Here is a 15,187-nt window from a genome sequence, read left to right on the forward strand (position 1 = left end):
TTATAGAAATATAAGTCCTTTTTTTATGTAAAATTTTATTTGGCAATCCATACAAAGCACTAAATCTTGATAAAGATTAATTAAAAAAAAACCAACAGTACTCTTAAAAAACGAACTATTATCTACAAAATTGATACATAAATAAAATTTTCTATTTTTTAATTATTAAATCTTTAAGATAACACTAATAATTATAATCTGTTTTTAAAAAATCTTTAAGATAATTTTCTCAACTTTGTACACAAAATTTATTTATAATGCCAACTATATCTAGGAAAGGGTTGTTAATGCCTGAATCTCCTATTCGAAAATTAGTACCGTATGCAGAACAAGCAGTTAAAGACGGAAAATATATTTATCATTTAAATATTGGCCAGCCCGATATAAAAACTCCAGAAGTTGCACTTCGAGCAGTTAAAGAAAATGATATAGAAATTCTTTCGTATTCAAGATCTGAAGGTTCTGAATCTTACAGAAAAAAGCTAGCAAAATATTATAACAATAATAACATAAATGTTAGTCATAAAGACATTGTTGTAACTTGTGGTGCAAGCGAAGCATTATTATTTTTATTTAGTAGTATTATGGATCCGGGAGACGAAGTTATTATTTCTGAACCCTTTTATGCCAACTATATTGCTTTCTCTGTTGCCTCTGGTGTAAAAGTTGTTCCTGCTGTTTGTAGTATAGAAGATAATTTTGCATTACCATCTATTGATGCTTTCGAGAAGCTTATAACACCAAAAACTCGAGCAATACTTATTTGCAACCCAGGAAACCCAACAGGCTATGTATACTCTAAAAAAGAAATAGAAAAACTAGCTTCTATTGTAAAAAAGAACGACTTATTTTTAGTTGCAGACGAAGTTTACCGCGAATTTATATACGATGGAGGCACGCACCATTCTATAATGGAAGAAGAAGGTTTAGACGAGCATGCAGTTATTATAGATTCTGTATCTAAAAGATACAGTATGTGTGGTGCTCGTGTTGGTTGCTTGGTATCTAAAAACAAAACAGTTTTAAAAACGGTTTTAAAATTTGCTCAAGCCCGTTTAAGTCCACCAACCTATGCCCAAATAGCTAGTAAAGCAGCCTTAGATGTACCACAAACATACTTTGACAACGTGCTTGAAGAATATGTAGGCAGAAGAAATGTTTTAATTGCCGAATTAAATAAAATTGATGGTATTAAAGTTGCTATGCCCAAAGGTGCTTTTTATTGTATTGTAGAGTTACCAATAAAAAACTCTGATCATTTTGCACAATGGCTCTTAGAGAATTTTAATATTGATGGAGAAACAGTAATGGTAGCACCTGCTGCTGGTTTTTACTCTACACCTGGTATAGGTTTAAACCAAATTAGAATTGCTTACGTACTTAAAAAAGAAAGCCTAATTAAAGCTGTACATATTTTAAAGGAAGCACTTAAAGTATATAAAGATTAGTGAAAATTGAAAACAACATATCGTTAAAAGCCTTTAATACATTTAATATAGATGTGGTTGCAAAACATTTTGTTTCGGTTACCACAATAGAGCAATTAAAAACTGTTTTACAACTAAAAAACTACCCAAGCAAACTTATTCTAGGTGGAGGCAGTAACATACTACTTACCAAAGACCAAGATGTTTTGGTTATTCATGTTAATATAAAGGGAATTTCCATAGTATCAGAAAACGAAAACTCTATTATTATAAAAGTAAATGCTGGCGAAAACTGGCACGAGTTTATACTTTGGTGTTTGGATAGAGATTATGGTGGCATAGAAAACATGTCGCTTATACCCGGTAATGTAGGCACAGCTCCCATTCAAAATATAGGAGCTTATGGTGTCGAACTTAAAGATGTTTTTGTGTCTTGCGATGTGCTTGATATAAAAACTAACACCATTAAAACATTTAATAAAGAAACATGCCATTTTGGTTATAGAAACTCTGTTTTTAAACAAGAAGAAAAAGGCAAATGCATTATTACTAGTGTAAACTTTAAGCTATCTAAAACCAACCACAAACTACTTACTAATTACGGTGCTATATCGACACAGCTAAAAGCTATGAAGGTTAATACTCCTACCATTCAAGATATATCTAAAGCTGTTATTGCTATTAGAGAAAGCAAATTACCTAACCCAAAAGAAATTGGTAACAGCGGTAGCTTTTTTAAAAACCCAATAATTTCTAAGATTGAATTTGAAAAAATATTTTCAAATTTTAAAGACATGCCTCATTACCCAGTTTCAGAACATGAGGTAAAAATACCTGCTGGTTGGCTTATAGAAAAAGCAGGGTTTAAAGGTAAAACATTTGGTAATTATGGAGTACACAAAAACCAAGCCTTGGTGTTAGTAAATTATGGTAACGCTAAAGGGTCTGACATTTTAAATCTTTCAAAATTAATTCAAAAAACAATAAAACGACTCTTTAATATTTCTATAGAAGCAGAGGTTAACATCTTATAATCATAAAGATTTTTTAACATTTTATACGAATAAGTCTTATATTGGACCAATACTTTAAACAAAATCATTTTGATTTCAGCCATAGAAAAAGAAATAGTTACACTTCTTAAAGCCAGTGATAAAAAAGCTATTACTCTATTATACAACAATTATGCTGATGCTCTTTTTGGTGTTATAAAAAAAATAATATCAGACGAAGACACAGCACAAGATGTATTACAAGAAACCTTTGTTAAAATATGGAGATATTCAAAAAAATACGATCCTAATAAAGCTAAATTATTTACTTGGCTATATAGAATTGCATATAATAGCGCCATAGACAAAGTAAGATCTTTAAAAAACAAAACAGACAAAGAAGTCCAAATAGAAAGTTCATCCGTATATAAGATAACATCAGGGACGTTAAATGAAGATGTTTTAGACATTAAGAAACATTTAAGTTCTCTAGACGAAAAATATCAAATTGTTATTAATGCTCTCTTTTTTGAAGGCATGACACAACAAGAAGCGAGTGAAGAACTAGACATTCCGCTAGGAACCATAAAGTCAAGACTAAAAATTGGTTTGCGCGAATTGAAAAAAATTTATAACCCTAAGTAAGAAAAGTCATGAATGAAAAAATTACATTTTTTTTAAATTCTGGCCTACTAGAAAAATATCTAATAGGAGATACTACCCCTGTGGAAACAGAAAAAGTAGAAGCTTATATTTCAAAATATCCAGAAGTACAGAATGCTTACACAACATTACAATTTAATTTGGAAGTTGTAGCTAAAAGCAATGCTATTGAAGCACCTAAAAATATTTTAGATGCTGTGTTAAGCGAACTAGATGAGAAACCTGTTGTTAATTTAAACAACAATATTAAATATAAATCTTGGCATAAGCTTGCCATAGCTGCAAGTGTAGTTGCCTTTTTATTTGCAGGAACATCTTATTTGTTTTATAATCAAAATCAAAAATTAACAAACGAAAACCAAGTTGTGGTTGACGAACTTTTTGATTTACGAAGCGATATTGAAAAAAACAATCAAATGCTAGATAATGTTATGCGTCAACTTTTGAAGCTTAACAACCCTGAAACAGAAAAGTACATTATAAAGGGTAACGAGCGTGCAAAAGATTTAAAAACGGTAGCATATATTAACCCAAAAGAAAAAACCTCTATGATTGATGTTGTTTCTTTACCACAATTACCAGAAGAGCAATGCTACCAAATATGGGCAGAGTTACAAGGCAAAATGGTAAGTTTAGGTATTTTAAGTGAAGCAGATAGACAACTTAAAACCATACCTTATACAGAAGATGCTTTAGGTTTAAATATTACTATAGAACCTAAAGGCGGAAACACAAATGCCTCTATAGAAAATACAGTTGCAGAAATTAATTTGCAATAAAAAAGCAACATAAAAAGACAAAGCCTCATTTTACATGTAAAATGAGGCTTTGTTATATAAAATATTTTCTATTCTTTATCAAACAACGCTTTATGTATAAAACCCGCAACAATAGCTCCTGCTATAGGCGCAACCCAAAACAACCACAATTGCGCTGTAAACGCTCCTCCAGCAAATAAAGCCTGACTTGTAGAGCGTGCAGGATTAACAGATGTGTTAGTAATAGGTATACTTATTAAATGAATTAATGTTAAACCCAAACCAATAGCTATTGGCGCAAACCCCTTTGGAGCTCTAGAGTTTGTGCTACCTAAAATTATTAATAAAAAAAACGCTGTTAGTAAAAATTCTGCAATTAAAGCAGCTACCATAGAGTAGCCTCCTGGCGATAACTCTCCATACCCATTAGCAGCAAAACCTCCAATAGAAACAAAATCTGCTTTGTTAGATATTATTAAATACAAAAAACCTGCAGCAACAATAGCTCCAACTACTTGCGCAATAATGTAACCTAGCAAATCCTTAGCTTCAAACTTACCTCCAGCCCACAAGCCTAAAGAAACTGCAGGGTTAAAATGTCCTCCAGAAATATGTCCTACAGCATAAGCCATAGTTAGTACGGTTAAACCAAAAGCTAAAGAAACGCCAACAAAACCTATACCCAATTCTGGAAAACCTGCTGCAAACACAGCACTTCCACAGCCTCCAAATACAAGCCAAAATGTTCCAAAAAACTCTGCAAATAATTTTTTCATGATTAATTAACTTTAATAGTTATATATATTTAGTGTAGTAAACAATTACCTTTAGGACACTAAAATATATTTTAGTCACAATTTAAGACTTCAATATATCTCCTTTAATACTAAAATTATATCTTTGCAATAATTATTTATGTAGAGGCGATAATTTAAATAAAAGCAAGTATTAATGTAATTATTTAAGTTGAAAACCGTCTAATGTTAAAACCAAATAACTTAAAATACAAATGAAACTTCTTTTAATAACCATAGCATTACTAGCATTAGGAATTGCAGGTATAGCAATAAAAATTTGGGCAAAAAAAGATGGCAAATTTGCAGGAACCTGTGCTAGCCAAAACCCTATGCTAAACAAAAGTGGAGAATCTTGTGGTTTTTGTGGTAAAACTCCAGAGCAATATGCAGATTGTAGCGAACCTCAACATTCGTAAAAATTTATGACCCTTCTTGATTTTGCATGCTACGCCTTTATAGCTGTAGTTTTTATTCAAGTTATATGTCTCCTTTTTCTATTTAGTAAATTTGCATTTATAAAACCTAAAAAACAAGTAGCCAAAGCGCTTCCTGTTTCTGTAATTATTTGTGCTAAAAATGAAGCTAAAAACTTAAAAACGTTTTTACCTTCAATTCTATCTCAAGCGTATCCAAATTTTGAAGTTGTTTTAATAAACGATTCTTCTTATGATGACACACTCGAGGTTATGGAAGATTTTCAAAAAAAACATACTAATATAAAAATAGTAGACGTTAAAAGTAATGAAGCCTTTTGGGGTAATAAAAAATATGCTTTAACACTTGGTATAAAAGCATCAACAAACGATTACTTATTATTTACAGATGCCGATTGCAAGCCTGTTTCTAGAAGTTGGATTTCTGAAATGTGCTCGCAATTTAACGCAGACAAAACCATAGTTTTAGGTTATGGCGGATATTCAAGAGTAAAAAACTCATTTTTAAACAAACTTATTAGGTACGAAACTTTAGTTACAGCCATTCAATACTTTTCGTTTGCAAAATCTGGCATACCATATATGGGAGTAGGGCGAAATTTAGCCTACACCAAAGAGCAGTTTTTTAAAGCCAAAGGTTTTATGGGACACATGAAAATAAAATCGGGCGATGACGATTTATTTATAAACGAAGCAGCAACCCCAAAAAATACTGCCCTTAGTTTTTCTAAAAACAGCATAACTATATCTACACCAAAAAAAACATTTAGAGCTTGGGTTAAACAAAAGCGCAGACATATATCTACAGCAAAACACTACAAAAAATTACACAAGTTTTTATTATCTATAATTTATGCAACCAATGTTTTATTTTGGGTTTTAGCCATAATATTATTAACATTAAACTTTAACTGGCAAATTATTTTAGCGCTTTTTATTCTAAAACTTATCCTACAGTATACTATTTATGGTATCTCTGCAAAAAAATTAAATGAAAGTGATTTAATAATTTTTATTCCCTTTTTAGAAATCTTTTTAATTACTTTTCAATTAGCTATCTTTATAAACAATCTTATTTCAAAACCTAATCATTGGAAATAAAAGAAGCGATTTTAAGAGCCAAACAAAATGACCAAAAAGCATTTAACTTTTTGTTAGATTTATTTTGGGACGATGTTTATGGATATCAATTAAAACGTATTAAGAACGAAAATGATGCTGAAGATATAACTATAAGAACATTTTCTAGAGCTTTTGATAGAATTGAAACTTTTGATGAAAATTACAAGTTTAAAACATGGTTAATTACTATTTCTAAAAATATTCATATTGATTTATTAAGAAAGTCGAAAAACTCTATTTCTCAAATTGTTACAAATGATGATAAATCTGTATATCAAATTTTAGACGAATCGCCTTCAGCCGAAGACAAATTAATTACAGAACAACATTTAGCAAAACTGCTTCGAGATATAAAAAAATTAAAACCTCATTATCAAGAAGTCATCAACTTAAGATATTTTCAGGAATTAAGCTATAAAGAAATATCTCTAGAATTAAAAGCCCCTATAAATAATGTAAAAGTTAAACTTTTACGAGCCAAAAAGTTACTTGCCGAAATTATTAATAAAACAAATTGATTTCTAAATTAAAAAATCTAGGACCAGGCTTATTATTTGCAGGTGCAGCTATTGGAGTATCGCATTTAGTACAATCTACCAGAGCTGGTGCAGATTTTGGTTTAGGTTTTCTCTGGGCACTTTTAGTTGTAAACCTATTTAAATATCCCTTTTTTCAATATGGTCCAAAATATGCTGCTGCAACAGGAGAAAGTCTATTAGAAGGCTATAAAAAACTAGGCAAGGGCATTTTAGCTACCTATTTTATACTAAATATAGCTGTAATGTTTACAATTCAAACCGCTGTAACCATAGTAACTGCAGGTTTAGCATCTACCCTATTTGGAAATTTTTTAAGTATTAAAGTTTGGACTATTATAATTCTTGCCATATGCATAAGTCTATTAATTTTTGGCAAATACAAACTACTAGATAAATTGATGAAAGTGATTATTATCACCTTAACAATTAGCACTATTTTAGCTTTAACCATAGCATTATCTAGCACAAACACACCTATTTCTATAGCACAAATACTACCAAAAAAAACTATAGAAATCACTTTTTTAATAGCGTTTATGGGCTGGATGCCTGCACCATTAGATGTATCTGTATGGCACTCAATTTGGGCCATCGAAAAGAAAAAAGACTTACAAAAATTTACTCCAAAATCTGCTCTTTTCGATTTTAATATTGGCTATTTAAGCACCACAGGATTAGGCATTGGGTTTTTACTTTTAGGCACACTTATTATGTTTAACAGCGGAGAAACATTTAGTAACTCGGCAGGTAAATTTGCATCGCAACTTATAACAATGTACACATCTAGCTTAGGGAGTTGGGCCTATATAATTATTGGCATTGCTGCATTTACTACTATGTTTAGTACCACATTAACAACACTTGATGCTTCGCCTAGAGTTATGGCTAAAACGACATCTTTACTATTTAAAAAGCTAAATTTAAATTACAAATTTTGGATTGCCATACTAGCCATTGGCACAATAAGTATTTTTATGTTTTTTGCATCAGAAATGGGGCTGCTAATAGAAATAGCCACTATTTTATCGTTTATTACTGCGCCATTTTATGCTATAATAAATTATATATTAATTTCTAGCTCGCATACACCTAAAGCTTGGCATCCATCAATCAAAATGCATATTTTAAGCATATTAGGCATTATATTTCTAATTGGTTTTAGCCTTTGGTTTCTAACCACCTTATAAGATATTTTTAATAGAATACTTCGTATCTTTGTGTCTTTACTTAGAGATATGAATGCTGATACAAAATCAAATATATTACCCGAAAGACAAGCCAAACCAAAATGGTTAAGAGTTAAGCTTCCTACAGGAAAAAAATACACAGAGCTTAGAGGTTTAGTCGATAAATATAAACTAAATACCATTTGCACTTCTGGTAGTTGCCCAAACATGGGAGAATGCTGGGGAGAAGGCACTGCAACATTTATGATTTTAGGAAACGTTTGTACCCGCTCTTGCGGATTTTGCGGTGTAAAAACCGGTAGACCTGAAACTGTAGATTGGGATGAGCCAGAAAAAGTGGCGCGATCTATAAAAATAATGCAAATAAAACATGCAGTTTTAACAAGTGTAGATCGAGACGACTTAAAAGATATGGGAAGTATTATGTGGAGCGAAACTGTAAAGGCTGTGCGAAGAATGAACCCTAATACAACTTTAGAAACGCTTATTCCAGACTTTCAAGGTATAGAGCAACATATAGATAGAATTATAGATGTAGCTCCAGAGGTAGTTTCTCATAACATAGAAACTGTTAGGCGTTTAACTCGCGAAGTAAGAATACAAGCAAAATACGACCGTAGCATGGGTGTATTAAACTATTTAAAACAACAAGGACAACGCAGAACAAAATCTGGAATTATGTTAGGGTTGGGCGAAACTAGAGAAGAAGTTATAGAAACGCTACACGATTTAAAAGCCAACCAAGTAGATGTAGTTACCATAGGGCAATATTTACAACCTAGTAAAAAGCATTTACCCGTAAAACAATTTATTACTCCAGACCAATTTAAAGAATATGAAGACATTGGATTAGAATTAGGTTTTCGCCATGTAGAAAGTAGTGCATTAGTTCGTTCGTCTTACAAGGCACAAAAACATATTAACTAGCTATATGATTAACGTTGCCATAAATGGTTTTGGAAGAATAGGAAGACGTGTTTTTAGACTACTTCAAGACCATCAAAACATTCAAGTTGTAGCTATAAACGATTTAGCTGATGCTAAAACCCTAAGTCATTTACTTAAATACGATAGTGTTCATGGCCTATTTAAAGGTAATGTAACCTATAACGGAAACCATATTATTGTAAACAATAGAAAGGTAAAATTGCTAAATAGCAATCATCCAAAATCCATAGATTGGACACCTTTTAGTGTAGACTTTGTTATAGAGTCTACAGGTAAATTTAAAAACAAACCCGATTTACAGCACCACATAAACAATGGGGCAAAACAAGTAATTTTAAGCGTTCCTGCGATCGAGGACGATATAAAAACCATTGTATTAGGTGTTAATGATGATAGTATAGATGGTTCTGAGCGTATTATATCTAACGCATCGTGTACCACAAACAATGCTGCTCCCATGATTAATATTGTTAATAACCTTTGTGGTATTAACCAAGCATATATTACAACTGTACACTCTTACACTACAGATCAAAGTTTGCACGATCAGCCACATCGAGATTTAAGGCGTGCACGAGCAGCCAGCCAATCTATAGTACCAACTACAACAGGAGCTGCAAAAGCCTTGACAAAAATTTTTCCTGATTTAGCTGATGTTATTGGAGGTTGTGGTATTAGAGTACCCGTAATAAATGGATCTTTAACAGATATTACCTTCAACGTAAAAAAAACAGTTAGTATAGAAGATATAAATAGTGCCTTTAAAAACGCTTCGAAAAACGAATATAAAGGTATTTTAGAGTACACAGAAGACCCTATTGTGTCTATCGATATTGTAGGAAATACCCATTCTTGTATTTTTGACGCTCAAATGACGTCAGTAATAGGAAATATGGTAAAAATAATAGGTTGGTACGATAACGAAACAGGCTATTCTACAAGAATAATCGATTTATTATGTAATTTATCGGTAAAAAATAGTATTTTATCGAGTAAATAATTATATTTGCGTGTAATATTAATAATAAGATGTCTCATATAACTCACTACATATCTGTTATATTATTACTGATTTGTTTCGAAATGTCCGCTCAGAATTCCATCTCTGAAGACCCTGAAATATTGCAGAATAATATTAACCATCGTATCTCTCAAGCTGAAAAAGACATTGATAATTATAGCTATTATCAAGCTCAAAACAAACTTGACGAAGCCCTAGATTTAGCTATAAATGGCAAAAACAAAAAAAGCGCAGCCTTAATATATACCTTAAAAGGAAAACTACAATTAATAAATGAAGAGCAGGACAAAGCTATACAGTCTCTAACCAAAGCTGTTAAAGTTCAAAACGAAATTAACGACAATTTAAATCTAGGAAAATCTTACAAGGTTTTTGGAGATATATACACAAGTAAGAAAGATTATTACCAAGCCTTAGACTCATACACTGCTGCAAAATCTAAATTTGAAGAAGAAGGCTTAGATAAAGAACTTGCCGAAGTATTATTTTGCGAAGGTAATACAAATATGAGTTTAGAAGATTATGCTAAAGCAAGATCGCTTATAGAGCAAGCTATTGCCCTATCTAAAAAAGAAAACTACACTAAAACATTAAGTAAAGCTTTAATAACGCACGGTAAAGTATACGCTAAACTGGGAGACAATGCAAAAGCACTAGCTTTAGCTCAAGAAGGTTTGCAAATCGCTTCGACTAATAATTATGTTAATATAATAGACCAAGGTTACTTAACCTTAAGTACCATAAATCAAAACATAAAAAACTATAAATTATCTAACGATTATTTAATAAAACACATTAAGCTATCAGACTCTTTAAGAGCAGTAAAACAAGCCAATTTATCTGCCGAAAAAAGAAGTGAAGTTTTAATGAGTGATCAATCAGAAAAATTAAAAGAAACAGAAAAAGAATTAGACGAAGAAAAAGGTAAAAATTCTTTAAGTACACTTATCTCTATTTTAAGTGTTGCGTTAATAACTATATTATCTCTTTTAACACTCTCTTTATACAAAAACAATAATATTAGGCTTAAAACAAATAATATGCTTCATAAAAAAAATGGAGAACTTATTATAGCAAAAGAAAAAGCAGAACTCGCATCTAAAACAAAGGCAAATTTCTTATCTACCGTAACGCACGAGCTTAGAACACCACTTTACGCTGTTACTGGTTTAAGTAATATGCTTTTGGACGAAAACCCTAAACCAGAACAAGTACAACACTTAAAATCTTTAAAATTCTCTGGAGATTATCTACTTACCTTTATTAACGATATACTTCAAATAAATAAAATTGAAGCTAATAAAGTAGATATAGAGCCAGAACCTTTTAATTTAAGAAAGAAAATAAACAACATAGTTTTAGCTCTAAACAATTCGGCTTTAGATAATAATGTAAAAGTTCATTTTGAATACGATAAAAATTTACCAGAAAATTTTGTAGCAGATCAACTAAAGATTTCTCAAATTCTTATTAATTTAATAGGTAACTCTATTAAGTTTACAAAAGATGGCGATATTTGGATTCGTGTCTACAAAATAGCCGAAGAAAACAACATGTATAACTTACGCTTTGAAGTTGAAGATAATGGCATAGGTATTACAAAAGAAAAACAAGAGCATATGTTTGAGAGCTTCTCCCAAGGCTCCATACAAATTAACCGTAAATATGGAGGAACCGGTTTAGGTCTCTCTATAGTAAAAGGCTTAATAGACATTTTAAAAGGTAAAATTTATTTAAAAAGTAAACTAGGACAAGGCACTACATTCTTTTTTGAAATTCCTCTAGAATATGTTAAAAAAGAAGAGGTTAAGAAAAAGAAAAAGAAACTTTTAGAAGGCAGTATAGATGATTTAGATCTTACAAAGGTTAAAATTTTGGTTGTTGAAGATAATAAGATAAACCAAATGATTACCAAAAAGATTTTAACAAAAATGAAGCTATATTGCGAAGTTGTAGATAATGGTGAAGACGCTGTAGAACGCATTAAAGAGAACAATTACGACATTATCTTAATGGACATACACATGCCTGGAATAAGCGGTATGGAAGCCACAAAACGTGTAAGAGCATTTGATAAAGAACTAACCATTTTTGCCTTAACTGCTGTAACCATTGAAGATAAAATGCATGAGTTTGACGAGGCTGGTTTTACAGATATAATACCTAAACCGTTTAAGCAAGAAGAATTCGAAAAGAAACTTTTTAATGCCTTAATTTCTAATAACAAGTCTGAACAAGAACTAGTTTAAATTAATAAAATCTTTAATTAGAGCATCAAATTTAGAGGCATTATCTACAGTACTTTTAATAGGCAAGAAATAGAGTTTATCCTTTAAAGATTCATGTTGTTTTAACCTCATAAAATCTTTTTCTGTTGTAATAAGCAATTCCTTTTCTTCAAATACTCTAAGATCATCAGTTGTAAAATTATAATGATCATCAAAGTCTATATGATCGAATTTTAAATCTTTTTCATCTAAAAAATCTACTAAAGGCTTAGCGTTAGCTATACCAGTAATTAATGTAAATTGAGGTAAATCTTTTAGATTTAAACTCGTTTTATTATTAAAAACAACATCTGAATACAAAATAGAACTAAAGAAAACGTTTTGGTGGCTAGCCGGTTTTATTTTAGAAATAATTTCGGCCTTTTGTCCTCCAGACAAATCAAAAGGACACTTAGTAACAACGATAATATTGGCTCGTTTTGCACCACATTTTGGCTCGCGCAAATTACCAGTAGGCAAAACCATATCATCTATAAACAAATTAGAATAGGTACTTAACATAATATTAAATCCTGCTTGTACTTTTCTATGCTGAAATGCATCATCTAATAAAATTACGTTTGGCGCATTCTTTAATGCCAATAAACGTTTAATACCATTATTTCTATCGGCATCAACAGCAACTAAGACCTCATCTTTAAATTTTGTGTAGAATTGATAAGGCTCATCTCCCAAACTATTAGCATCAGCTTTATTAGTTCCTAATTGAAAACCTTTGGATTTTCTTTTATAACCTCGACTTAAAGTAGCTAAACTATGGTTGTCTTTTAACAACCTAACTAGATATTCAATCATAGGTGTTTTACCCGTACCACCAGTACTTAAATTACCAACACAAACAATAGGAATCTTGTACGATGTCGACTTTTTTAATCCCAGATCGTACAAGTAATTGCGCAACCAGGTTACAACATAATAAACAGGTACAATTGGTAATAATATTTTTCTAATTAGCTTCACAGCAACGAAAATATAATATTTATATTTGTTTTAAACCAATACGAATAAATAATATGATAGTTCAAGACGTCATAAACCAATTAGAAGAACTTGCTCCTTTAGCTTATGCCGAAGATTTTGATAACGTTGGTCTTTTAGTAGGCGACAAAAACAATAAAATTACTGGCGTTTTGATAACTCTAGACACCTTAGAAACCGTTGTAGACGAAGCTATTGCCAAAAACTGTAATCTTATAGTAAGCTTCCACCCTATTATTTTTAAAGGTTTAAAGAAACTAACGGGAAAATCGTATGTAGAGCGTGTTGTAATGAAAGCCATTAAAAACGATATCGCAATTTATAGCATGCATACTGCTCTAGACAATGCACTGCAAGGCGTAAACGATATGATTTGCAACCAGTTAGAGCTAATAAACAAACGCATATTAATACCGCAAAGTCACAGCATAAAAAAGCTTACAACCTACGTACCAAAAGATGAAGCAGAACAATTAAGAAATGCATTGTTTAGAGCAGGTGGCGGAAGTTTAGGTAATTATGACGCTTGCAGCTTTAATGCTAATGGCATAGGTACTTTTAAGGCAAACGAAAACGCTAAGCCCACAAAAGGTAAAAAAGGACAAGTTCATTTTGAAGAAGAAACAAAAATTACAATTACCTATGCAAAACACGCAGAATCCAATATTTTAAAAGCTCTTTTTAAAACGCACTCTTACGAAGAAGTTGCTTACGAAATAACATCGATAGAAAATAAAAACCAAAATATTGGTATGGGTATGGTTGCAGAATTAACAGAACCTATGCAACCAGAAGCTTTTTTAAAGTATTTAAAAGCAAAAATGAATACCAAATTAATTAGGCATTCGGCACTAATTAACAAACCAATTAAAAGAATAGCAGTTTTAGGAGGTTCTGGAAGCTTTGCTATTCAGGCAGCCAAACAAGCTGAAGCAGATGTGTTTATAACTTCAGATTTAAAATACCATGATTTTTTTACTGCCGAAAACCGCATTATTTTAGCAGATATAGGGCATTATGAAAGCGAGCAGTACACAAAAAATCTTTTAGTAGCTTATCTTACAAAAAAAATTAGTAATTTTGCAATCGTTTTATCAAAGACAAATACCAATCCTGTTAAGTATTTTTAAAGTATGGCAAAAAAGAAAGAAGTAACTGTAGAAGAGCGCTTAAGAGCGTTGTACGATTTACAATTAATCGATTCTCGTATAGACGAAATAAGAAATGTTCGTGGAGAACTTCCTTTAGAGGTAAGAGATTTAGAAGATGAAGTTGCTGGACTAAATATAAGATTAGATAAATTAATCTCTAATTTAGAAGTTATCGATAATGATATCGTTTCTAAAAAGAATCAAATTGAAGAATCTAAATCTTTAATTAAAAAATATAGCGAGCAACAAAAAAATGTTAGAAATAACAGAGAATTTAACTCGTTAACTAAAGAAGTTGAATTTCAAGAATTAGAAATTGAACTAGCTGAAAAGCATATTAAAGAATTTAAAGTTCAAATAGAACAAAAGAAAGAAGTTATTGCTCAAACTAAAGAACGTATTAAGCAACGCGATACACACTTAAAGCACAAAAAAGGAGAGCTTAACGATATCTTAGCAGAAACGCAAAAAGAAGAGGAAGCTTTAATTGCAAAATCTGAGGATTATAAAACACAAATAGAAGCGCGTTTAGTTACAGCCTACGATAGAATTCGTAAAAATGTAAAAAACGGTTTAGCTGTTGTTGCCATAGAAAGAGGTGCTTCAGGAGGTTCTTTCTTTACAATACCACCACAAATACAAGTAGAAATTGCTTCTCGTAAAAAAATTATTACTGATGAGCATAGTGGACGTATTTTGGTTGATGCTGAATTAGCAGAAGAACAAAAAGTAAAAATGGAAAAAATGTTTTCTAAACTTTAATCCATTTTAAAAATATTTAAAAAGCCTTCAAATTTCTGAAGGCTTTTTTTTATGCCCAATTCTATAAGTATTACTAAATTATGGCACCATATATTTAAGGTTTTGTATTTTTATACGTCT

15 protein-coding genes are annotated in these 15,187 nt (G+C 31.1%); 13 read left to right on the top strand and 2 right to left on the bottom strand.

Translation table 11 applies throughout. From position 1 onward, the window contains the following. Positions 1-257 precede the first annotated feature (257 nt). The 4 genes from ABD715_RS10690 to ABD715_RS10705 all read left to right on the top strand — a co-directional run bounded on the left by ABD715_RS10690 (position 258) and on the right by ABD715_RS10705 (position 3,861). On the top strand, positions 258-1,448 hold the full coding sequence (locus ABD715_RS10690) for a pyridoxal phosphate-dependent aminotransferase (RefSeq protein ID WP_344788212.1): 1,191 nt from the start codon (positions 258-260) through the stop codon (positions 1,446-1,448). Then, entirely contained in the window at positions 1,448-2,461 is a 1,014-nt protein-coding gene (gene murB, locus ABD715_RS10695) for a UDP-N-acetylmuramate dehydrogenase (protein ID WP_344788213.1), read from the top strand. Before ABD715_RS10690 ends, murB begins: the two co-directional genes overlap by 1 nt. A gap of 69 nt (positions 2,462-2,530) precedes the next feature. Then, entirely contained in the window at positions 2,531-3,064 is a 534-nt protein-coding gene (locus ABD715_RS10700; protein WP_344788214.1) for an RNA polymerase sigma factor, read from the top strand. A gap of 8 nt (positions 3,065-3,072) precedes the next feature. Next, positions 3,073-3,861, top strand: coding sequence for an anti-sigma factor domain-containing protein (locus tag ABD715_RS10705; protein WP_344788215.1), 789 nt, complete (start codon positions 3,073-3,075; stop codon positions 3,859-3,861). Positions 3,862-3,929: 68 nt separating this feature from the next. On the opposite strand, the gene aqpZ is transcribed toward ABD715_RS10705, so the two are convergent. Further along, on the bottom strand, positions 3,930-4,616 hold the full coding sequence (gene aqpZ / locus ABD715_RS10710; protein WP_344788216.1) for an aquaporin Z: 687 nt from the start codon (positions 4,614-4,616) through the stop codon (positions 3,930-3,932). Between the two features lie 233 nt (positions 4,617-4,849). Here aqpZ and ABD715_RS10715 point away from each other — a divergent pair, with 233 nt between their 5' ends. The 7 genes from ABD715_RS10715 to ABD715_RS10745 all read left to right on the top strand — a co-directional run bounded on the left by ABD715_RS10715 (position 4,850) and on the right by ABD715_RS10745 (position 12,137). Continuing rightward, entirely contained in the window at positions 4,850-5,053 is a 204-nt protein-coding gene (locus ABD715_RS10715; protein ID WP_344788217.1) for a membrane or secreted protein, read from the top strand. 6 nt (positions 5,054-5,059) lie between these two features. Beyond that, the gene (locus tag ABD715_RS10720) at positions 5,060-6,172 is read left to right on the top strand and encodes a glycosyltransferase (protein ID WP_344788218.1); all 1,113 of its coding nucleotides are present in this window, start codon (positions 5,060-5,062) and stop codon (positions 6,170-6,172) included. After that, the gene (locus ABD715_RS10725; protein ID WP_344788219.1) at positions 6,163-6,711 is read left to right on the top strand and encodes an RNA polymerase sigma factor; all 549 of its coding nucleotides are present in this window, start codon (positions 6,163-6,165) and stop codon (positions 6,709-6,711) included. The genes ABD715_RS10720 and ABD715_RS10725 overlap by 10 nt, the downstream gene beginning before the upstream one ends. Next, positions 6,708-7,919: an Nramp family divalent metal transporter gene (locus tag ABD715_RS10730; protein ID WP_344788220.1), complete on the top strand. Its 1,212-nt coding sequence runs from the start codon at positions 6,708-6,710 to the stop codon at positions 7,917-7,919. Before ABD715_RS10725 ends, ABD715_RS10730 begins: the two co-directional genes overlap by 4 nt. Before the next feature lie 48 nt (positions 7,920-7,967). Then, positions 7,968-8,846, top strand: a complete 879-nt coding sequence (gene lipA / locus ABD715_RS10735) for a lipoyl synthase (RefSeq protein ID WP_344788427.1) — start codon at positions 7,968-7,970, stop codon at positions 8,844-8,846. Positions 8,847-8,850: 4 nt separating this feature from the next. Continuing rightward, entirely contained in the window at positions 8,851-9,867 is a 1,017-nt protein-coding gene (gene gap, locus ABD715_RS10740; protein ID WP_344788221.1) for a type I glyceraldehyde-3-phosphate dehydrogenase, read from the top strand. Between the two features lie 83 nt (positions 9,868-9,950). Continuing rightward, positions 9,951-12,137: an ATP-binding response regulator gene (locus ABD715_RS10745; RefSeq protein ID WP_344788222.1), complete on the top strand. Its 2,187-nt coding sequence runs from the start codon at positions 9,951-9,953 to the stop codon at positions 12,135-12,137. Here ABD715_RS10745 and lpxK read toward each other — a convergent pair. Continuing rightward, complete coding sequence (lpxK, locus tag ABD715_RS10750) at positions 12,129-13,136, bottom strand: tetraacyldisaccharide 4'-kinase (protein WP_344788223.1); 1,008 nt, start codon at positions 13,134-13,136, stop codon at positions 12,129-12,131. The two genes, ABD715_RS10745 and lpxK, sit on opposite strands and share 9 nt — an antisense overlap. A gap of 53 nt (positions 13,137-13,189) precedes the next feature. On the opposite strand from lpxK, the gene ABD715_RS10755 reads away from it, so the two are divergent. Together ABD715_RS10755 and ABD715_RS10760 are read left to right on the top strand one after the other, a co-directional pair. Next, on the top strand, positions 13,190-14,284 hold the full coding sequence (locus ABD715_RS10755; protein WP_344788224.1) for a Nif3-like dinuclear metal center hexameric protein: 1,095 nt from the start codon (positions 13,190-13,192) through the stop codon (positions 14,282-14,284). A gap of 3 nt (positions 14,285-14,287) precedes the next feature. Then, complete coding sequence (locus tag ABD715_RS10760) at positions 14,288-15,067, top strand: zinc ribbon domain-containing protein (RefSeq protein WP_344788225.1); 780 nt, start codon at positions 14,288-14,290, stop codon at positions 15,065-15,067. Positions 15,068-15,187: the final 120 nt, after the last annotated feature.

Source organism: Postechiella marina, from assembly GCF_039538365.1.
GTDB lineage: Bacteria > Bacteroidota > Bacteroidia > Flavobacteriales > Flavobacteriaceae > Postechiella > Postechiella marina.

Coding starts and splice junctions, on each gene's coding strand:
- ABD715_RS10690 (WP_344788212.1), top strand. CDS start 258: ATGCCAACTATATCTAGGAAAGGGTTGTTAATGCCTGAATCTCCTATT.
- ABD715_RS10705 (WP_344788215.1), top strand. CDS start 3,073: ATGAATGAAAAAATTACATTTTTTTTAAATTCTGGCCTACTAGAAAAA.
- aqpZ (WP_344788216.1), bottom strand. CDS start 4,616: ATGAAAAAATTATTTGCAGAGTTTTTTGGAACATTTTGGCTTGTATTT.
- ABD715_RS10715 (WP_344788217.1), top strand. CDS start 4,850: ATGAAACTTCTTTTAATAACCATAGCATTACTAGCATTAGGAATTGCA.
- ABD715_RS10720 (WP_344788218.1), top strand. CDS start 5,060: ATGACCCTTCTTGATTTTGCATGCTACGCCTTTATAGCTGTAGTTTTT.
- lipA (WP_344788427.1), top strand. CDS start 7,968: ATGAATGCTGATACAAAATCAAATATATTACCCGAAAGACAAGCCAAA.
- gap (WP_344788221.1), top strand. CDS start 8,851: ATGATTAACGTTGCCATAAATGGTTTTGGAAGAATAGGAAGACGTGTT.
- ABD715_RS10745 (WP_344788222.1), top strand. CDS start 9,951: ATGTCCGCTCAGAATTCCATCTCTGAAGACCCTGAAATATTGCAGAAT.
- ABD715_RS10755 (WP_344788224.1), top strand. CDS start 13,190: ATGATAGTTCAAGACGTCATAAACCAATTAGAAGAACTTGCTCCTTTA.
- ABD715_RS10760 (WP_344788225.1), top strand. CDS start 14,288: ATGGCAAAAAAGAAAGAAGTAACTGTAGAAGAGCGCTTAAGAGCGTTG.